This is a genomic window from Kangiella sp. M94, assembly GCF_054926195.1.
The window spans coordinates 1391042-1412101 of sequence record NZ_CM142903.1 but is presented as its reverse complement, the minus strand read 5'-3'; the positions used below and the strand labels follow the sequence as shown (position 1 = coordinate 1412101).

The following is a 21060-nucleotide window of genomic DNA, read 5'->3' as shown; positions in this document are numbered from 1 at the left end:
TAGCTACTACAACTCTCTAAAAAACAATCACACAGCGCAAGCCGAGACTTTCCGGGTACGGGAAGACTTGCGGGGATAACCGGTAGAGGCTGTGCTGTATGAGGGAATCTATTCATACCGTTGATAATCGCTGGAAAACATTATCCAGTCAATTAACTTTTGGTTATAAAGTAGGGGGAGGGTGAGCTCAGATTATGCACACTGATTAAAGTAAGCCGTATTTTATGGATTCGTTACTTGATTAGAGGGTCGAGAATTCTTTGATGCGGAATGAAAAGTCACTGGATCCCGCGGTCGAGCCGCGGGATGACAGTGGCAGGTCTTAATAGATTGGTTAAGATCAAAAAAGGCACTAAAACACTGGGCGGGATTATTTTAACTGATCCGCTAAATAAGTATGAATCAGCGCATAAAGCTTGGCTGATTGGTCATTATTAGCTGCGCCGCCATGACCACCTTCAGTGTTTTCGTAGTAGAGTACATCGTGCCCCATGGCTTGCATTTTGGCGACCATCTTGCGCGCATGGCCTGGGTGAACACGATCGTCTCGGGTCGAAGTTGTGAAGAAAATTCTTGGATAATCTTCATCCTTGTGAACATTATGATAAGGCGAGTAGGTTTTGATGTAGTTCCACTCATCTTCATTATCTGGATTGCCGTATTCACCCATCCAGCTTGCTCCGGCCAGTAGTTTGTTGAATCGCTTCATATCCAGTAGTGGAACCTGACAAACTACAGCACCAAATAGATCCGGACGCATCGTCGCAACGGTGCCAACCAATAGGCCACCATTACTACCGCCACGTATCCCTAAATGTTCTTCGGATGTGATTTTTCGCTCGATCAAGTCCTCGGCAACGCTGATAAAATCATTAAAGGCCACATGACGATTTTCTTTTAAAGCCGCCTGATGCCAGTCTGGACCGTACTCGCCACCGCCACGTATATTGGCAAGGACATAAACGCCACCCTGTTCTAACCAATTTTTGCCTATCAGCGCTGAGTAGCTTGGACGCAGGGAAACTTCAAAACCGCCATAACCGTAAAGCAAGGTTGGGTTTTTGCCGTTGTATTCGACATCTTTACGCATGACGATAAAGTAGGGCACTTTAACGCCATCGTCTGCTTCAACAAAATGCTGTTCAACCTTGTAAGGTTCGGCATCAAAGAAAGCTGGCAAGCTTTTTAGCTCGCTGAATTTCTCTGTCTTCTCATCAAAGTAAGAAAAAGTACTAGGTGTTAAGAAGCTGGCATAGTTAACAAAAAAGTTATTATGCTTGTCACTGGTCCCAGCCACACTGATTGTGCCAAATTCCGGTAAGTCTACTTTTTGATTGTGCCACTTACCGTCGGTGTACCAATAACGATGCAGTTCACTGCTCACATCTTTGAGCAGATTAACCAGCAAGTAATCTTTAGTCGAAGATATACCACTGATTGCTGTGCGCTCATCGGGCACTAGCACTTCAGTAAAGTTTTTCTTGCCTGACAGATAATCGTCAATGGCGATCGAAAGGAGTGTAGCTTGCTGATAGGTTTTGTCACCAATAGTCCAGTCTGATTTTAACTCAAGTAACAGTTGACCATTATTAATGGCTCTAAATGAACTATCTTTTGGACGGTCAAGCTTTGTTAAGCCATCTTCAGTAAATAAATAAATTTCAGAACTGTAAAAGTCCAAACCTTGGTAGACAAATTTATAAGATTCTTCTTTATCACGAGTGACGAAGGCTTGTACTGCAACATCGCTTTGATTACCTGCGAATACAGCTGTTGCGTCTTCGAGTTTTTGGCCTCGCTTCCACAGCTTAACCACTCTTGGATAACCCGAATCGGTCAGGCTGTCTGCGCCAAAATCAGTGCCCACAAAGACAGTATCTTCATCAATCCAGCTTAAATTGCTCTTTGCTTCAGGTAACTGGAAACCGCCCTTTATGAAGCTTTTACTTTCAACATTAAACTCGCGAACAACGGTAGCATCAGCACCGCCGCGAGACAGGCTTATCAGGCAGCGTTGATAGTCGGGGTAAAGACAGTTAGATCCTTTATAAACCCAGTTTTCATCTTCCTTTTCAGCAAGTGCGTCAACGTCAAGAATGACTTCCCACTTAGGCTCTGCTTTCTTGTATTCTTCTAAGGTGGTTCTACGCCAAACACCGCGCACATGTTTTTCATCACGCCAGAAGTTATAAAAGTAACCGTTCATCTCAGTGACATAGGGGATACGGTCGTCAGAGTTAAGAATATCAAGGTTGGTTTCATACAACTCTTCATACAACGGCTGAGACTGCAGATAGCTCAAAGATACTTTATTGTTTTCTTCAACCCACTCAAGGGCTCCTTTACCTTCGACTTCTTCTAGCCAGATATAAGGGTCATTGGCTTCTTTGGCAGAAACCGAAGTAGTCAATAAAGCACTGAGCAAGCCAGTCAGTAATAGTTTTTTCATTGTTGTTTCCACATGAGCCTCCACACAAACACATTTTAAAAGGGAATCAGTCCCTAATGTCTTGAATTAACTTTCCACATATAAAATCACCAAAGAGCATAGCAAAGCGTTTAAAGCTCCGCTAGGATACAAGTGTGTTGAAATATTACAGAAGGAAAGTGGTTTGACGCATCAAAGAACAATTATAGAAGAACACTATGATACAAAAGCGAGAATACAGTTAGATTTTATAAGCTATATAAAAATAGCTTTATTTGTATGTATAGGTTTTGCACTGATGTTTGCTTTGTTTTTATTAACAGTATCACCATTTGAAGAGACTGCTGTTTCAGTAGGGAGTATGCTGATTAGTTTTCTTCCTACAATTTTTTTATATTTTATTTTTGCAATTTTGGGTAGCTTGTTAATGTATCCAATTTACCGCTGGTGGTGCGAAAAGCATCGTGGACAGCTTATGTCTGGAAAGTTTGCAATGATAAGAGAAATAGAGAAGGAAGAAGGGCAATAAAAAAGCGTAGGTTAGAAACTAACGCTACGCTTTTTATTTAGCTCTTAAACTGAATTAACGAGCTAACTGTAGGTCTTCCATCACAGCTGCCAGGAAGCGGGCTGCTTCTCCTCCAGTACAGGCACGGTGATCGAAAGTTAACGACAATGGCAACATTTTTGCGTTGGTAATGCCTTTGTCGGTTAGCTTCAATTCGTTACGGAAGCGGCCAGTTCCTAGAATCGCTACCTGAGGTGGCGATACTACTGGAGTGCCGTAACGACCGGCGATAGAACCAAAGTTTGAAAGAGTGATGGTCGCATTTTGCTGATCATCCTGTTTCAATGATTTAGTTTCAATCTTTTCGCGAAGCTCCTGAACTCTAGCACGTACACCTGCCATGTCCATACGATCTGCGTTATGAATTACCGGTACGTATAAACCGTCCGGTGAATCAACCGCGATACCGACGTTAACGTTCGGGTGTAATAGACGCTCGAAGTTTTCACCATCGAACCAGGCATTCATCGCTGGCACTTGCTTTGCAGCAGTGACAAGGGCTCGAACGTAGCGAGCCAGTGAGTCGGTGCCTTTTGGCCATGCAGTAATGTCGACATCCTCAACCAGGCTGGTTGGAACAACTGTTGCTGCTGAGTTTGCCATACCCATTGCCATGGCGCGACGCACCCCGCGAACTTTTTCAGGTTTCACTTCCAGATTAACTGCTGGTAAGCCTTTTGCCTGTTGCGCAGACATGGCTGGTTGCGATTGGCGTGGAGCTGATGAACCGCCTTGAGAGGCTTGTTCAACATCATCACGAGTAATCGAACCTTTGCGCCCAGTTGCCTGGCAATCGCCTAAATCAACGCCCAGCTTACGAGCTAATGCGCGCACGGCAGGAGAGGCTTTATAAGCAAGAGGGTTTGAAGTATCAACGCCAGCTGATTGCTGAGGTTGCTCTGCCTGAGTGGCTGAAGTCGTTGCACCAGATTTGGCCGCTTCACGCACGTCTTTTTGCGTAATAGCGCCGTCTTTGCCAGTACCTTTAACTTGCGTCAAATCGACTTTCAATTTCTTGGCTAATGCTTTAACTACTGCGTTGGCTGTTTCTGCAACAACATTGTTGCCGACTTCAACAGCACCAACAACAGTACCACTGTCAGCACGTTTTTCTTCGCCAGCTTCTTCTTTAGCTGGTGTGGTTGGTTTGTTTTCACTAGCAGTAGCGCCGCCAGTGCCACCGCTCATGTCACCAAAAGCTACCAATGGCGCGCCAACTTCGATCACGTCACCGGCCTGGCCATAAAGCTTTGAAACTTTGCCAGCAAAAGGAGAGGGTACTTCAACCACAGCTTTAGCAGTTTCCATTTCAACCATAGGCTGATCAACGGTCACCGTATCGCCTTCCTTCACTAACCAGCGAACGATTTCTGCATCAGGTAAGCCTTCGCCTAAATCAGGAAGCAAGAAAGTGTCGCTACCGGCAGCAGGAGCTGATGCTTGTGCTTCTTCTTTTGCTGTCTCGGCAACTGGTGCTGGCTCAGGAGCTTCTTCGGCCACTTCGCCGACTTCACCAAAAGTGACCAGAACGGCACCCACATCAATCACATCGCCAGCTTGGCCATGTAATTTTCCAATACGACCAGCGAATGGAGAAGGCACTTCAACCACGGCTTTAGCAGTTTCCATCTCGACCATAGGCTGGTCGACAGTTACTTCATCACCTTCTTTAACTAACCAGCGTACGATTTCCGCATCTGGTAAGCCTTCACCTAAATCGGGTAAGTTAAACTGTTTCATTTGTACTCCATGATTTTGCGCGCTTCATCGAGGATACGATCCACGGTCGGCATGTATTGTTTTTCTAAGCGGTAATAAGGCATCACCGTATCATAACCTGATACGCGGCCAATTGGCGCGAGTAAACTCATAATCGCTTTTTCGGCAATCTCAGCGGCAATTTCAGAACCGACTGAGCCAGATTTTGGTGCTTCCTGAACGATACAGACGCGACCAGTTTTCTGAACTGACTCAAGAATTGTATCCATATCAATTGGGCTGATCGTTGCTACATCAATCACTTCGGCATCAATACCTTCAGCCGCTAATTTTTCAGCAGCTTGCAAGGTTTCATGCATCATAGCACCCCAGGAAATCAGGGTAATGTCAGAGCCTTCGCGATCAACGAAACAAGCTTCTAATGGATATTCTTCACCAGTATCTTCAACTTCATGTTTAACGATACGGTAGACACGTTTTGGCTCAAGGAAAATCACCGGATCAGGATCGCGGATTGCTGCCAACATCAGACCATAAGCACGGCTTGGGTTGGAAGGGATAACCACTTTAAGCCCCGGAATATGGGCAAACAATGCTTCAGTAGATTCAGAGTGATGCTCAGGTGCATGGATACCGCCACCATAAGGTGCACGAATAACCATCGGCAAAGTCAGGCGGCCGCGCGTACGATGACGCATACGTGCTGCGTGACCGAAAATTTGATCAACTGCCGGGAAGATAAAGCCCATAAATTGCATTTCAGCTATTGGCTTCATGCCCTGTGCGGCCATACCAACCGCTAAACCGGCAATCATAGATTCCGCAAGAGGCGAGTCGATGACGCGATCTGCGCCAAATTTCTTTTGTAGGCCGTCAGTTGCACGGAATACACCGCCGTTTTTACCGACATCTTCACCAAACAATACAACATCTTTATCGTGCTCAAGCTCATAAGCCATTGCTGCATTGACTGCTTCAATTAAAGTAATCGCTGCCATTATTTTGCACCTCGCGCTTTTTCGGCCAGCTTAATCGCTGCTTCACGTTGTGGTTTGGTATTTTCAGGTAGCTCAGCGTAGAGATGATCAAACATCAATTCTGGGCCTGGCTTTGGAGCCTCTTCGTATTCTTTAACTGCTGCATCAACTTCTTTAGCAATTTCTGCCTTCATAGCGTCTTCGTCTTTGTCAGACCAGGCCTTGTTGGCTTCTAAATATTTGCGCAAACGAACCATTGGTTCATTTTTCCAGGCTTCTTCTTTAACTTTAGGATCATCGTAACGAGATGCATCGTCCGCAGTGGTGTGATCACATAAACGGTAAGTGATAGCTTCAATTAAAGTTGGGCCACCGCCATTGCGTGCTTTTTCAAACGCATAATCGGCGACTTGTTTCACTGCGATGATATCGTTGCCGTCAACTTGAACGCCTTCAATACCGGCAGCAATTGCTTTCTGCGCATAAGTTTCGCAAGCGGTTTGAATTTCAGTTGGAACCGAGATAGCCCATTGGTTGTTGTTAATCATGAAAACAACGCCAAGGTTCCAGATACCTGCAACATTAATACCTTCGTAGAAGTCACCTTCCGAAGTACCGCCTTCACCAATTTCAGTGGCAACCGCACGTTTTTGGCCACGCATCTGAATGGCTTTGGCTACGCCTGATGCATGAACTATCTGGTTAGCAATCGGTACACAAATAGGGAAGTCATCTTTGGCTACAGAATAGTTAGAGCCTTCTTCATCTCCACCCCAATAAAGAAGAATTTCTTTCATGGTGACGCCGTGTTTTAGCATGGCGCCAGTAGAGCGGTAATAAGGAATAAGAACATCTTCGGCAGTCATGGCATCGCCATAACCAATACCAATAGCTTCCTGACCTAATGAAGCAGGGTAGGTACCCATTTTACCAGTACGTTGCAAAGCGTATGCTTTTGCATCAAAAGCACGTAGCAAAGCCATTTCACGGTAAAGTTTACGCATTGTGTCCATATCTTTGGCAAATGCGGGTAGTTTCTGGGTTGGTTTACCCTGAGTATCAAGATACTGGTGGTACTTGATTTCAAAAGAAGCAACAGTTGTAGTCGTCAAGGCTACATTCTCCTAAGGTTACTGGGAAAAAAATTCTGTTCGTTTTAAAGCTCATTGAGCTTTAAAGACTGTTTTCACGCAATCTTTTTACTCTATGACCAGAAATAGTCCGATTATACGTGAACTTTTTAGTGTTTCCGTTAACGGTTTATGAAGAGTGGTTTTTAGTCAGCCACTTTATAAAATAAACTTATTTTTTAATAAGTTAGAGCGTTCGCTCGGCCGTTAATTTGAGCTTTCCCATGGTTAAAAACAGCTGTTTTCGGAGGCGATTGTACGGATTTTTAAGCCTTTTGTATAGTAAATGGCAGTTCTGACCAGTGAAGCATCAGTTTTGTTGCTGGTTGTTCAGCTATTGATTAGTAAAACTTATTGATGAGCATGGGTAATTTTCCAAAATTCAGTGAGTTAGTCGTTTATAACGAGTCATCATGACTAGAATAAGTATCCAAAATCAGGCCTTGATATCCATCTCAAAATAGGCGTGTTCTGGGCAGAAAGCTAAGCCTTTTACGCAGTTATTATTACACTGTTTCCACTTACAGGTTTCGAAACTTAAACCGCCATGATTTTGTACCATTAAGTCAATTCGGGCATGAGTAGTATCCAGTTTTTGCCAAGCGGCTTGGTCTGCTACTTTGACACAAATTCCGATCTGATTAGCTTTGGCAATATCAATGTGCCAGAGCTGCCCGCATTCCGGGCATTGGTTCAAGCAGGCCCACTGCGATGGGTTCCAGTCCACTTCATCCAGTCCGTGCAGAGGGTGTTGCGGGCTGTTGCTTATAATTTCATCATCGCCTAATAAAATGTCGGCTAGTTCAGAGCATTTACACATAGTTATTTTTTTCTATTGGTAAGTTGTTTTTGGCGAAGTCTTTTATATCGGATAGTTTGCATGATTGCTACAATAGCGGCAATTTACTTTTAACCAACCATTGGACTTCTAACTAAGAGCTTTTATGAAAACAAGCGATAGCATCCCAGTAAAATACCGCAAAGATTATAAACCATCAGCATTCTTGATTGATGAAGTGAATTTAAACTTTGAGCTGTTTGATGACCATGCCATTGTCAATGCTCGCTTAAAGCTACGCGCTAATCCTGATGCAGATTCTTCTGATAGTTTAGTGCTTGATGGTGAAGAGTTAGAGTTGTTGGAAATTGCTATTGATGGTCACAAGTTAGAACCGGCTCAGTACGAAACTGACTCTGAGCAGTTAACGGTTTGGTTGGATAAGGTCATGGACCTGGATTATCAGCAAAGCTCTTTTGAGATGACGACTAAAGTAAGAATTTATCCTAACACCAATACTAGTCTGGAAGGCTTGTACTTGTCTAATGGCAAGTTCTGTTCTCAATGTGAAGCCGAGGGATTTCGTAAAATCACCTACTACTCCGATCGCCCTGATGTGATGAGTATCTTTACCGTTCGTATTGAGGCAGCGCAGCAGAAGTATCCCTATTTACTCTCGAATGGTAATCAAATAGAGCACGGAAAATTAGCCAATGGTCGTCATTATGCGATCTGGCATGATCCGTTCCGTAAACCCAGCTATCTGTTTGCCTTGTGTGCTGGTGACTATGATTTGCTGGAAGACCATTTTAAGACTCAATCAGGGCGTGATATCAAGCTCGAAATCTATGTGGATAAGGGCAAGCTTGACCAATGTCATCATGCAATGGAGTCTCTCAAGAAAGCCATGGCCTGGGATGAAGAGGTGTTTGGGCTCGAATATGATCTTGATATATACATGATTGTGGCTGTCGGTGATTTCAATATGGGCGCCATGGAAAACAAAGGGCTTAACATCTTTAATACTAAATATGTCCTGGCCCACTCAGATACTGCTACGGATCAAGATTTTGAAGACGTCGAGGCCGTTATCGCTCACGAGTACTTCCATAATTGGACCGGTAATCGAGTCACTTGCCGCGACTGGTTCCAGCTCAGTTTAAAAGAAGGATTAACCGTCTTCCGTGACCAGCAATTTACGGCCGATCAAACCGATCATGCAGTTAAGCGCATTGAGGATGTCAAAGTCATTCGCTCACATCAGTTTGCTGAAGATGCTGGTCCCATGGCACATCCGATCCGTCCTGACAGCTATATTGAGATGAATAACTTTTATACAGTGACTGTGTACAACAAAGGTGCCGAAGTGATTCGCATGTATCACACCTTGTTAGGTGCTGATGGTTTCCGTCGTGGAATGGATTTATATTTTGAGCGTCATGATGGGCAGGCAGTCACGTGTGAAGACTTTGTTAGCGCTATGGAAGAGGCTAACGGTTATGATCTGAAGCAATTCAGACACTGGTATTTGCAGGCTGGTACGCCAGAGGTCACGGTCACTAGCGAATATGATGAGTTACATAAAAAGCTGACCCTGCATATAGGACAGGCTTGTCCTGATACACCCGGGCAATCGAACAAGCTGCCTTTCCATATTCCACTTAAACTTGGTTTGCTTGATAAGGATGGCAATGACTTGCCACTTGAACTTGCTTCCCACAAGGAACAGCTAACCGGTGATATTTTGCATCTAACTCAATCGGAGCAGTCCTTCGAGTTTGTTGATGTGAAGCATACACCTGTTTTGTCGCTTTTACGTAATTTCTCAGCGCCTGTGCGCCTGCATTATGACTATAACGATCAAGATTTAGCATTTCTGTATGCTCATGACAGCGATCCCTTTAATCGCTGGGAGGCAGGGCAGCGGTTATTTGCGCGCGTGATCTGGCAGCTGTGTGCAGAGCAGGAAGCGGGCGAGCCTATGCAGTTCCCTTTACATCTGGTCAACGCAGTGCAAAACCTGCTCTCTGACGAGTCGCTTGATGGGCGCTTTAAAGCGTTGGCTCTAACCTTGCCCGATATTAAGGCTCTGATCGAAGAAGTGGAGCGAGTCAATCTTGACCATTTGATTAATGCTCATAACTTTTTGAAAAAAGAACTGGCTAGTCATCTGGAAATGGATTGGCTGGTGCATTATCAGGCCAATCATCATGTTGGCAATTTTAATCAGGATAAAACTTCAATTGCTAAGCGAGCCTTTGCGGGTGTTTGTTTAAGCTATCTGGTTGTGCTGGAAAAGCCGAAGGCTTATGAATTGGCAGTCAGCCAGTTATTCAATAGTAACAATATGACGGATGCTGAAACGGCGCTGAAATTGCTTATGCATTCCAATTATGAGCAGAAAAAGCAGATAGCTGAAGATTTTTATCAGAAATGGCAGAATGAGGACTTAGTCGTTAACAAGTGGCTCATGGCGCAGGCTACTGATCCAACCGATTCCACGATTGATAGAGTAGAAGGGTTAATTAAGCACCCGGCCTTTGATATTAAGAATCCCAATAAGGTTAGATCTGTGGTAGGAGCCTTTGCCGGTTCAAACCTGCCGCAGTTTCACCGTAAGGATGGAAAGGGCTATACATTCCTGGCGGAACAAATCAAAATCCTCTATAGCGTGAACCCGCAAACAGCTGCACGTTTGACCGGTGCCTTTAATCGCTGGAAAAAGTTTGACGATGAGCGTCAGCGCTTGATGTGCGAACAATTACAGGGTATTTTGCAACTGCCTGATCTGTCCAAAGATGTTTATGAGATAGCTAGCAAGGCTTTAGGCTGATTTAAATTAATCGATAAGAGTAAGAGTGAGTTATGTCAATTATCAGATGTATTGTGTGCGGTAAGCGAATTTCGAGCAAAGCGGAAGTTTGCACGCATTGTGGTGCCGTATTGAAAGGTAGCAGTGAAGAGCAACTAGAGCGTGCTATTCATATCCAGAGAATTAAGCGTAATCGTCGTCTGCAGAGTTTGTCCTTCCTGGCCGTTCTTCTTTTTGCCGCCGGTTTTTTACTGAAATATGTCCACCCTGATGAAAATGCTGACTTATGGGTTCTAGCGTCCCATTACATGATTGCTGCTGGATTTGTTGGCTATATTGCATTAAGAGTTTGGATAATGTTCAGCAGAAAGAAGTAGTTAGGGCTGATTTTTAGAGTTCATATTGATTCCTTTTTTGGTGTTTTCGGAGAACTAAATTGAAAAAAGTTAATGTTGCCATCGTCGGCGCTACAGGTGCCGTCGGTGTTACTATTCGTGAGATTCTGGAAGAGCGTGATTTTCCAGTTGAGAATTTGTACTTGCTGGCAAGTGAGCGTTCCGCTGGCGAGCGCTTGATGTATAAGGGTAAGTCGGTTCGAGTTGAAAACCTTGCGGACTTTGACTTTTCGATGGCAGATATTGCTTTATTTTCTGCGGGCGGTGATATCTCTGCTGAGTATGCTCCTAAAGCTGCTGAAGCGGGCTGTGTCGTGGTCGATAACACTTCTCACTTCCGTTATGACGATGATATCCCGCTAGTCATTGCAGAAGTCAATCCTGAACGAATTGCCGATTATAAAAATCGCGGTATTATTGCTAATCCCAATTGCTCTACCATGCAACTTTTAGTTGCTCTCAAGCCGATCCAGGACGATGTGGGTATTGAGCATATCAATGTGTGTACCTATCAGGCTGTTTCAGGCTCAGGCCATAAAGCAGTAGAAGAGTTGGCCAGCCAAACCGCTGAACTACTCAACGGCCGTGCAGCAGTCAGCAAAGTCTATGACAAGCAGATTGCTTTTAATGTGTTACCGAATATTGATGCAATCCAGGAAAATGGCTACACCAAAGAGGAAATGAAGATGGTATGGGAAACCCATAAAATCTTTGAAGATCCTACTATTGGCGTTAGTCCAACTGCGGTGCGTGTTCCGGTTTTTTATGGGCACTCTGAAGCCGTTCATATTAAAACCCGTGTACCACTTGATGTTGAGCAGGCCAGATTCTTGTTAAAGCATGCAAAAGGGGTTACGGTGGTTGATGATATGAGCAAGCTTAATTATGCCACTCCTGTCACTCACGCAAGTGGTAAGGATGCTGTCTTTGTTAGCCGAATTCGCCAGGATGTTGGCATGGAAAATGGCCTTGCCATGTGGGTAGTTTCCGATAATGTTCGCAAAGGTGCGGCATTGAACACAGTTCAAATCGCTGAAATACTTGTAAAAAGTTACTTATAGTCGCAAAATTAGCACTTAACAATAGCTAACTTAAAGTATAATCTTAAGTTCCAGCATCAAAAAGCCGCGTCAGAATGTCGGCTTTTTGCTTGGGATTTTCATTGTGGGTATTTAAGAGGGAGAACTTATGTTTCGTAAATTAGCTGCGACTGTCGCTGTATCGACGGCACTAATGACATCTCAGGCCTGGTCACTTGGACTCGGTGAAATTAAGACTGAATCAGGTCTCAACCAACCGCTTGACGCTGAGATCGTTCTTCTTTCTTCCAAAGAGCTTCAAGAGTCAGACTTGCGTGCTAAAGTAGCTTCGTTTGAAGCTTATGAGCGCTATGGCGTTACTCGTGAGCCATTTCATAGCCTATTACGTTTTGAGATATACACCAAAGCTGATGGTTCAAAGGCCGTGCGTGTTTCCAGCGATTCACCAATCAAAGAACCTTACGTAAACATCATCATTGAACTTGATTGGCCGCAAGGCAAGTTGATGCGTGAATATACTCTGCTGTTGGACCCTCCTGTTTTTAACAGAACGACTCCGGTTATCAGTCAAGAGCCGGCTCAAACTCAGGTAACACCAACCCAGCGCCCATTATCGGTCACCAAAGAAATAAAGCGGACCCCCACTCCTGAACCTGCTCAAGAACAAGTCGATACCAGTCCTGCTGAAACGCCAGTATCAAAAGATTCCGGTGAAGTGAAAGAAACTGCTGTGACTCAGCGTCGCTCAGCGCCTGTTTTTGATGGCAATAACTGGAGCGTTGGCCGAGGTCAGACGCTATGGAGTATTGCCCAGCAAGTTCGTCCGAATAATGCTACGGTGCAGCAAACACTGATAGCCCTTTATCGCAGTAATCCAGACGCTTTCATTAATGATGATGTTAATCGCTTGAAAGCAGGATCAAAGCTGAAAATTCCAGAGCAAACCTATATTGATAGCATCACTCATGCCGAGGCATTGAGTGAATATCGTGCATCATTGGCCGGCAGCCAAGCGCCCTTAGATGTGCGTAAAACAGTAGCCGAAACTCAGTCTAGCAGTGAATCAAGTACCCAAGGTGGTCGTTTAAGCATTGCCAGCGTTGAGGATAGCTCATTAAATCAGGCGGGTGGTTCAGAAACAGACTCTAATACAGTGGATGAATTGCAAAGTGAAGTGAATACCTTAAGAGAAGCAGTTGAAACTTTAAAGCTTCAAAATGAGCAATTAAAAGAAGAGTTACAAGCTAAGGACGATGTTGCCGATACTGGACTTCAGGTTGAAGATGACACTTTGGCAGTCTTGTCTGGCTCTGCAGAAGCCGCCGATGACACCTTGCCTATCGAATCACCTGAATCTGAGGTTGCTGAAGAGCAGGATTCCAGCAAAGCAGTTTCAGAGCAACCTGAAACTACAGTAGAGCAAACTGTTGCAGAAACAAAACCCCAAACATCCCCAGCAACCAGTTCAAAATCTGAAGAGTCATTCTATCAGGCGGAAGGATTCTGGTATTGGGCCGGTGGTGGACTGTTAGCACTGCTGGTAATTGCCGGCGGCGCTGTTTATTGGCGTAATAGACAACCACCAGAAGAGGGTGATTCTGGTCTGGTTCCAAGTTTTGGTGGGGGGACTGCCAAGAAAACTCCTGGAGATTCGTTCTTAAGCAAGGACAAGATGACTTTTGATGAGGCACCTTCAAGTCCAATTGAGGAAGCTGATATTTTAATTGCCCGCGGTAAGCTGACGCAGGCGAATGGAGTATTAGAGGAAGCATTGGCTAAAGAACCGAAAAATGATGAAGTTAGAGTTAAGTATATGGAGATTTTGGCTAGCCAGAAAAATGCCGAGAAATTCCACCAGATTAAGCAAGGTCTATCAAAGGACTTTGATCATGACTCTAAGCTAGGGCTTAAGGTTGCCAGTTTATCATCAATGGTGGCACCGCCAGCGGCTAAGCCTGCTCAACCTGTTACTAAAACAACTAAGCCCTTACCTGATGAAGATGATGTTTTTGCATTCAATGACCAGAATGATGATAAGGAAGTTAAGGTTGATTTAACTGCAGAGTTGGAAGCGACGGAAGAACCTGAGGTCGATACAACAGCTGCCAACGAACCTTTAGACTTTGATTTAAGTGACTTTGATAAAGAAGTTGAAGAGACTGCTGAGCAGGATAAAGTTAAATCTGAAGTGGTTGTTGATGAAGCGAAAAAAGACGACAACAGTTTAGATTTTTCGTTAGAGGCAGACGATGAAAGTCTGGTAACCCAAGAATCAGAAGCATCTTCTGAGGTTGCTGCTGATTCTTCAGGTATTTCTGAAGATGAAGTGCAAACCAAATTGGAGCTAGCGAAAGCCTATTTGGAAATGGGTGATGAAGAGTCTGCAAAAGATATTTTGCAGGAAGTTCAAAAAGAAGGTAATTCAGCACAGAGTGCAGAAGCCACTAAGTTATTGTCTTAAAAGTAAGCCTGCTATAATGGGCGCATATATTGTCCAAACACACAGCACCGGGTTTAGCCCGGTGTTGTGCATCTAAACAGTACAAAAGAGATTCCAGTTATGGCTAAAGTCGCGCTCTGTATCGAGTACGATGGGCACAAATATCATGGTTGGCAACGCCAATCTCATGCATCATCTGTGCAGCAACAGCTAGAGGATGTGTTATCCCAAATTGCTGATCAGCCCATTGAGGTTTTTTGCGCCGGCAGAACGGATGCAGGCGTGCATGCAACAGGCCAGGTTATTCATTTCGAGTTAACTAATGAGCGCCCATTAAAAGCTTGGACTATGGGCGCAAATACCCAGTTGCCTGACGACATTGCTGTTAGGTGGGCACGAGAAGTCCAAGATGACTTTCATGCGCGATTTAGTGCTACGGCACGTCGTTATCGATACATCATTGCCAATACTTCAACTCGTCCAGCCATTGCTCGCTCAGGACTGACATGGTGCCGAGCTCCGCTGGATACCGACGTCATGAATGAAGCGTGTCAATATTTTCCCGGTGAACAAGATTTTGCAGCATTTCAAGCGGCAAGTTGCCAGTCAAAAACATCTTTCAGGAATATCCATCACCTATTTGTTGAGCGTTTGGGTGAGTATGTTGTCATAGATATAAAGGCAAATGCTTTTTTACATCATATGGTTCGCAACATTGCTGGTAGCCTGATTGAGATTGGGCGATATAACCAAAAGCCTGAATGGGCAAAGCAGTTACTGGATGGAAAAGATCGTACTCAGGCAGCATCGACTGCCAGCCCTAATGGCCTATATCTGGTAGATGTTGAGTACCCTGAACAGTTCGACTTGCCAAAAGTTTCCCCTGGCCCTTTATTTTTACCGTCAAGGATGTGACTGGGTGCTGAAATTTTAAAGTGGTTAAACCAGAGGTTTATTCCGTTTGCCACTAAACCTGTTACAATGCGTGCAATTTGTTAAGCGACGAATAAAAGACTGAAATTATGAGTTGGTTAGAACGATTATTACCGAAACGCAACCCTGAAGGGTCGCAAAAAAAGAAATCCATTCCTGAAGGGGTATGGAGCAAATGTACTGCTTGTGAAGGCGTTCTTTATTACGCAGAACTTGAGCGCAGTCAACACGTTTGCCCTAAGTGCGGCAATCATATGCGGCTTAAAGCACGCACTCGATTGGAGTTGCTTATGGATGAGGCAAACCGCAAAGAAATCGGCGCTAACATGAAGCCAGTGGATATGCTCAAATTCCGCGACTCTAAAAAGTACAAAGACCGCATTTCTGCTGCTCAAAAGCAAACTCATGAAAATGATGCGCTGATTGCTTTTAAAGGTACAGTGAATGATGTCCCAGTTGTGGCCTGTGCCTTTAACTTCCAGTTTATGGGTGGCTCAATGGGCTCGGTTGTTGGCGAGAAGTTTGTTCGCGCCGTTAATGCTGCCATCGAAACCCGTTCGGCTTTGGTTTGTTTCTCAGCCAGTGGTGGTGCACGTATGCAAGAGGCGTTAGTCTCATTGATGCAAATGGCCAAGACCAGCGCAGCTTTAGCCAAACTGTCCGAAGCAAACTTGCCTTATATTTCAGTATTGACTGATCCAACTATGGGTGGTGTGACAGCAAGTTTGGCAATGTTGGGTGACGTACAGATAGCTGAACCTAAAGCGTTAATTGGTTTTGCTGGACAGCGCGTTATCGAGCAAACCATTCGGGAAAAACTTCCTGAGGGTTTCCGTTTGAGTGAGTTTTGGTTAGAGCATGGAGCGATTGATATGATTGTTGATCGACGTGAAATGCGCGATACCATTTCTCGCCTTGCCGCAAAATTATTAAATTTATCTAAGCCTGCTGCCTGACATTTTCAAGATTGCGCAGTGAGTGCCTCACCAGATTTTGATACTTTAAATGAATGGATAGCCTGGCTTGAACAGGCTCATCCTACCCATCAAATAGAGCTGGGCTTGTCGCGCATCGAAAAGGTTGCCAAACAGCTAGGGCTTCTCGAGCTAAATGCACCAGTGATTACCGTGGCCGGCACTAATGGCAAAGGTACGGTAGTTGCTACTTTAGACTCATTAGCAGTGGAACATGGCTTGTCTGTTGCCAGTTACACATCCCCTCACTTATTAAAGTTCAACGAGCGTGTCAAAATTAACGGGCAACCCGTTTCAGACGACTTACTTGTAACCGCTTTTCGTCATATAGCTCAACATCAAAATGATACCCCTCTGACTTATTTTGAGTTTACGACCTTGGTTGCTCTCTGGATATTTAAGCAACAAGAATTGGATTTGATTGTGTTAGAAGTGGGTCTTGGCGGACGAATGGATGCAGTTAATATCATTGACCCCAATGTCGCTGTAATTACCTCGATTGGTCTTGATCACGTTGATTGGCTAGGCGATACCTTGGAAAAGGTAGCTCATGAGAAAGCGGGGATTATGCGTCCGGATAAGCCAGCTATTATTGCTGACCCAGAAGCTCAATATCTACTGCTGCCAGAAGTTAGTGCAAGGCAGGCCAAAGGGCTTGTTGCTCAACTTGATTATCAATATAAGGATCTTGGCTCCGAGTGGACCTTTGCCACTGTTATTGAAGGTCAGCAGTTCTCCATTAATGGCTTGGTAAATAATGATTTATTTGTGAGCAATCTGGCATCTGCACTTCAAGCTTTTTTGCTGGTCTTTCCGAAAAAAATTAATCCAGAATCAGTCAGACGATCGTATCAGCAGTTACACTTTATCGGACGCTTTCAGTATCTTTGCAAAGCGCCTATAGTGATTGTGGACGTAGCACACAACCCTGACTCTGCAAAAGTTCTGAACCAAAAGTTAGAACAGCTCAAAGGGCGCGGTGTGGAGCACATTACGGCTATTTGCGGTATGTTAAAAGATAAGGATGTTGTTGGCTCTTTGGCTCACTGTACGGCTGTTGATCAGTGGAGCTGTATTGATCTTCCTGGCCCAAGAGGCGCTAAAGGTGAAGAATTACTCAATAAACTGCCTGAAAATTCACGAAAAGAAGCAAAATCTTACCATTTACTGGTTGATGCTTTAGATGAATATTGGCAACATCAACGTCAGAATGACGCTTTGGTTGTTTTTGGTTCTTTTGTTACCGCTGCCATGATGCTTGAAACGTGGCCCCAATTTAGCCAACACAATGCTAGAACGACTAAACACGTAAAATGAGGCTTTAGCTGTGGATGAAAAATTAAAATATCGTTTAGTGGGTGCTTCAGTAATTTTAGCATTAGCAGTTTTCTTTTTGCCGATGATTCTCGACAGTGAAAAGTATCGCTCTCAGATCCAGTCGCAAATTCCCGAAATTCCAAGCGAAAATCAACTCCAGCAATCAGACTCCATCGATCAACAAGATGGAATGACTCCTTTTGAAGCTACAGGCCCAGTCGAAAAGGGACCTTTGGTTATTAATCTTGATGATGAGGGTACCCAACAAACCAAGCAAGTTGCTTCTGACCCAGTAACGGTTACAAAGCCGAATGACCAGACACAGCAAGCAGAGAATCAACTAAAACCTCAGCAGTCAGTAGAAATGGCTGAGCATAACAAGACAGAAAATACTCAAGGGCAGGAAATTGCTACCAAGCCAGTAGAAAAGCAGCAGCCGGAGGTGGTTGCTCAGGTCGAATCTAAATCAAACGCTGAGTCTGCACCCAAGACTCAGATAGAACCTAAATCTAAGCCTCAACCTCAAGCTGAACCACAATCTAAAGACAGTACTGAGAGCGAGCTGGCTTTCTCTGACAGTGCCTGGCTTATCCAAATCGGATCTTTTTCTAATAAAGAAAACGCAACTAAATTGGTCACCAGCTTGCGAGACCAGGGGTACCGAGCCTATCAAAGAGTAGGGGATACTTATGCACGGGTTTATGTTGGCCCTTATCCAGTAAAAGGAGAGGCCGAGAAAAGAACTGAAGATCTGGAAAAGGTCGTTGGTTCAAAAGTTAAGGTGATTGAGTTTGACCCAAAACAACATTAACCATTTCACCTGGCTGTGACCTCTGTTAAAATAGCCGCCAACACAACACAGTAGCCTCCTTAATGATTTGGGTCGATTGGGTTATTCTCGCCATTATTGGCATCTCAGCTTTAATTAGCTTGCTTCGTGGCTTCGTGCGCGAGGCGTTATCGCTAGCAGGCTGGATTGTCGCTTTCTTTGTCGCTAAAGGTTTTTACGAACCATTTGCCGCGCTTCTCGTTAATCACATTGATACCAATAGCTTGCGCTTAGGCGTAGCCTGGGTTTCTATATTTGTTATAACTCTTGTGATTGCAGGAATCATTAACTATCTGATTGGTAGAATGGTTGATGCGGCTGGGCTTAGCGGAACAGACCGACTGCTGGGAATGATCTTTGGAGCCTTGAGAGGTGTGTTAGTGGTCGCATTAATAGTATTGGGCTTAAAGCAGTTTACCCCAGTACCTGAGGATGAGTGGTGGGGACAATCAAGTTTGCTCCCTAATATGGAGATGGTCGCCGAATGGTTTTATGAGCAACTTGGTGAAGTTGTTCCTCAGCTTAAAGAGGACGCTACACCACCAACCGAAATAGACGAGCAAAAGTAATATGTGTGGTATTGTTGGAATCGTAGGTAAGAACCCTGTTAATCAAAGCATCTATGATGCATTAACTGTTTTACAACATCGTGGCCAAGATGCTGCAGGTATTGTGACCACCGACAATGGTCGTCTCTACCTACGTAAGGATAATGGCCTGGTTAGAGATGTTTTTCATACTCGCCATATGCGTCGATTGACCGGCAATACGGGGATAGGGCATATTCGTTACCCAACTGCCGGTAGCTCGACCAGCGCTGAAGCCCAACCGCTTTATGTTAACTCTCCTTATGGCATTACTTTAGCTCACAATGGCAATTTAACTAATTCTGAGCAGCTGAAAGAAGAGCTGTTTTCGACAGATCGTCGACATCTGAATACTAACTCTGACTCGGAAGTACTGTTAAATGTACTCGCCCACGAACTCCAGCTTAAAGATAAAAATCAGTTAAGCCCAGATGATATCTTCGATGCCGTTGGAAATGTCTTTAGGCGTTGTAAAGGCGCTTATGCGGCGGTAGCTCTAATCAGCGGGCATGGCTTACTGTGCTTTAGAGATCCGCACGGCATTCGACCTGCGGTGTATGGCAAGCGTGAGACTGAAAAGGGCACTGAGTATATGGTTGCTTCAGAGTCGGTTGCTTTAGATGCACTCGGTTATGATTTGATTGATGACATCGGTGCCGGTCACGCTGTCTTCATATCCGAAGATGGCACCATGCATGAGAAGCAGTGCTACGAAGATAGCGAGCTTACACCTTGCATTTTTGAGCATGTCTATCTTGCTCGCCCCGACTCAATGATTGATAACGTGTCTGTTTATAAGGCGCGCCTGCGCATGGGTGAAAAGCTGGCAGAAAAAATCCTGCGTGAGTGGCCGGATCACGATATAGATGTGGTTATTCCTATCCCTGATACTTCATTAACTTCCGCTGTCCAGTTAGCGCATGAGTTGAATGTAAAAATGCGTCATGGCTTTATTAAAAACCGTTACATTGGCCGCACCTTTATTATGCCCGGTCAGCAGTTGCGTAAAAAAAGCGTTCGCCAGAAACTGAATGCGATTGAGCTAGAGTTCCGAGATAAGAATGTTCTTCTGGTTGATGACTCAATTGTACGCGGTACCACTTCAGAGCAAATCATCGAAATGGCTCGTGAGGCTGGGGCCAATAAAGTGTATTTTGCATCAGCGGCACCTCCTGTGCGCTTCCCTAATGTTTATGGTATTGATATGCCAGCTGCAAGCGAGTTAGTTGCACATGGCCGTACTGAAGAAGAAGTCGGGCAAGTTATTGGTGCTGACAAGATGATCTATCTGGATATTGAGGGTATGGTAGAAGCAGTGCGTGAAGGTAACCCCAGTATTAAGCGGTTTGACCTATCTGTTTTTACGGGTGAGTACATTACGGGTGATATTGATACTGCTTACCTGGATAGACTACAAAAGAAACGCAATGATTGTGCGAAGAAAAATCAGGATATTGAAGACCTTGACGACTCTGCCATGGTTATGGATTTACATAATCAATAACGAGGTTATATGCGTTATATCATGAAGTTAATTCTGCGTCTGCTTGGTTGGAAGCTGGTAGGGCAGTTACCTGATGAGAAGAAGTACGTCGTCATTTTTGCACCTCATACATCAAACTGGGATTTTGTGTTGATGTTGATGGTGCGCTTTTGCTTCAAAATGAAAATTGCGTATTTGGGAAAACATACTTTATTTAAACCGCCTTTTGGTTGGTTCTTCAAAATGTTTGGTGGTATTCCGGTCGAACGAAATTCTGCCAATAAAGTTGTTGATCAAGTGGCTGAAATTATTAAACAAAGGGAAGAAATCCAATTTGCACTTGCTCCAGAAGGAACAAGAAGTTATAAACCATATTGGAAGAGTGGCTTTTACCATATTGCACTAAAGGCAGAAGTCCCCATTCTAATGACCTTTCTTAATTCAAAAACAAAAGAGATTGGTCTAGGGGAGTTGCTGTACCCTTGCGGTAGCCAAGAGCAGGATCTTGGTAAGATAAGAGCTTTTTATAAAGATAAAGCAGGGATAAGACCAGAGTTAGCGAGTGATATACGATTCGAGGAAAAGCGTTAATCAAAACACCTGCCTGAAGGCCAGGCGCAGAAACTTTGTCTGCGCTTTTTGCTTATTAC

17 protein-coding genes are annotated in these 21060 nt (G+C 44.4%); 12 read left to right on the top strand and 5 right to left on the bottom strand.

What is annotated here, in order from left to right; genetic code table 11:
• Nucleotides 1–370: 370 nt before the first annotated feature.
• Nucleotides 371–2449, bottom strand: a complete 2079-nt coding sequence (locus ACYTXU_RS06445) for a prolyl oligopeptidase family serine peptidase (RefSeq protein ID WP_462209249.1) — start codon at nt 2447–2449, stop codon at nt 371–373.
• 163 nt (nt 2450–2612) lie between these two features.
• Here ACYTXU_RS06445 and ACYTXU_RS06440 point away from each other — a divergent pair, with 163 nt between their 5' ends.
• Nucleotides 2613–2957: a hypothetical protein gene (locus ACYTXU_RS06440; RefSeq protein ID WP_462209248.1), complete on the top strand. Its 345-nt coding sequence runs from the start codon at nt 2613–2615 to the stop codon at nt 2955–2957.
• A gap of 54 nt (nt 2958–3011) precedes the next feature.
• Here ACYTXU_RS06440 and ACYTXU_RS06435 read toward each other — a convergent pair whose 3' ends face one another.
• From ACYTXU_RS06435 to ACYTXU_RS06420, 4 genes are all read right to left on the bottom strand, one after another.
• The gene (locus ACYTXU_RS06435; RefSeq protein WP_462209247.1) at nt 3012–4736 is read right to left on the bottom strand and encodes a 2-oxo acid dehydrogenase subunit E2; all 1725 of its coding nucleotides are present in this window, start codon (nt 4734–4736) and stop codon (nt 3012–3014) included.
• Nucleotides 4733–5713, bottom strand: coding sequence for an alpha-ketoacid dehydrogenase subunit beta (locus ACYTXU_RS06430; RefSeq protein ID WP_462209245.1), 981 nt, complete (start codon nt 5711–5713; stop codon nt 4733–4735). Before ACYTXU_RS06430 ends, ACYTXU_RS06435 begins: the two co-directional genes overlap by 4 nt.
• Nucleotides 5713–6804, bottom strand: coding sequence for a pyruvate dehydrogenase (acetyl-transferring) E1 component subunit alpha (gene pdhA, locus ACYTXU_RS06425; protein WP_462209244.1), 1092 nt, complete (start codon nt 6802–6804; stop codon nt 5713–5715). The genes ACYTXU_RS06430 and pdhA overlap by 1 nt, the downstream gene beginning before the upstream one ends.
• Nucleotides 6805–7258: 454 nt before the next feature.
• The gene (locus ACYTXU_RS06420) at nt 7259–7642 is read right to left on the bottom strand and encodes a metal-binding protein (protein WP_462209242.1); all 384 of its coding nucleotides are present in this window, start codon (nt 7640–7642) and stop codon (nt 7259–7261) included.
• A gap of 124 nt (nt 7643–7766) precedes the next feature.
• On the opposite strand from ACYTXU_RS06420, the gene pepN reads away from it, so the two are divergent.
• From pepN to ACYTXU_RS06365, 11 genes are all read left to right on the top strand, one after another.
• Entirely contained in the window at nt 7767–10433 is a 2667-nt protein-coding gene (gene pepN / locus ACYTXU_RS06415) for an aminopeptidase N (RefSeq protein WP_462209241.1), read from the top strand.
• 32 nt (nt 10434–10465) lie between these two features.
• Complete coding sequence (locus ACYTXU_RS06410) at nt 10466–10789, top strand: hypothetical protein (RefSeq protein ID WP_462209239.1); 324 nt, start codon at nt 10466–10468, stop codon at nt 10787–10789.
• Nucleotides 10790–10848: 59 nt separating this feature from the next.
• The gene (locus tag ACYTXU_RS06405) at nt 10849–11868 is read left to right on the top strand and encodes an aspartate-semialdehyde dehydrogenase (RefSeq protein WP_462209238.1); all 1020 of its coding nucleotides are present in this window, start codon (nt 10849–10851) and stop codon (nt 11866–11868) included.
• 127 nt (nt 11869–11995) lie between these two features.
• On the top strand, nt 11996–14308 hold the full coding sequence (locus ACYTXU_RS06400; protein WP_462209236.1) for a FimV/HubP family polar landmark protein: 2313 nt from the start codon (nt 11996–11998) through the stop codon (nt 14306–14308).
• Nucleotides 14309–14407: 99 nt separating this feature from the next.
• Nucleotides 14408–15202, top strand: a complete 795-nt coding sequence (gene truA / locus ACYTXU_RS06395) for a tRNA pseudouridine(38-40) synthase TruA (RefSeq protein WP_462209234.1) — start codon at nt 14408–14410, stop codon at nt 15200–15202.
• Nucleotides 15203–15309: 107 nt separating this feature from the next.
• Entirely contained in the window at nt 15310–16176 is an 867-nt protein-coding gene (accD, locus tag ACYTXU_RS06390; RefSeq protein ID WP_462209232.1) for an acetyl-CoA carboxylase, carboxyltransferase subunit beta, read from the top strand.
• Between the two features lie 18 nt (nt 16177–16194).
• Entirely contained in the window at nt 16195–17511 is a 1317-nt protein-coding gene (folC, locus tag ACYTXU_RS06385) for a bifunctional tetrahydrofolate synthase/dihydrofolate synthase (RefSeq protein WP_462209231.1), read from the top strand.
• A gap of 10 nt (nt 17512–17521) precedes the next feature.
• Entirely contained in the window at nt 17522–18322 is an 801-nt protein-coding gene (locus tag ACYTXU_RS06380) for an SPOR domain-containing protein (RefSeq protein ID WP_462209230.1), read from the top strand.
• A gap of 62 nt (nt 18323–18384) precedes the next feature.
• Nucleotides 18385–18909, top strand: a complete 525-nt coding sequence (locus tag ACYTXU_RS06375; protein WP_462209228.1) for a CvpA family protein — start codon at nt 18385–18387, stop codon at nt 18907–18909.
• Nucleotide 18910: 1 nt separating this feature from the next.
• Entirely contained in the window at nt 18911–20431 is a 1521-nt protein-coding gene (purF, locus tag ACYTXU_RS06370; protein ID WP_462209226.1) for an amidophosphoribosyltransferase, read from the top strand.
• Nucleotides 20432–20452: 21 nt separating this feature from the next.
• Nucleotides 20453–21001 carry a lysophospholipid acyltransferase family protein gene (locus ACYTXU_RS06365; RefSeq protein ID WP_462209224.1) on the top strand — a complete coding sequence of 183 codons (549 nt, stop codon included), beginning with the start codon at nt 20453–20455 and terminating at the stop codon, nt 20999–21001.
• Nucleotides 21002–21060 lie beyond the last annotated feature (59 nt).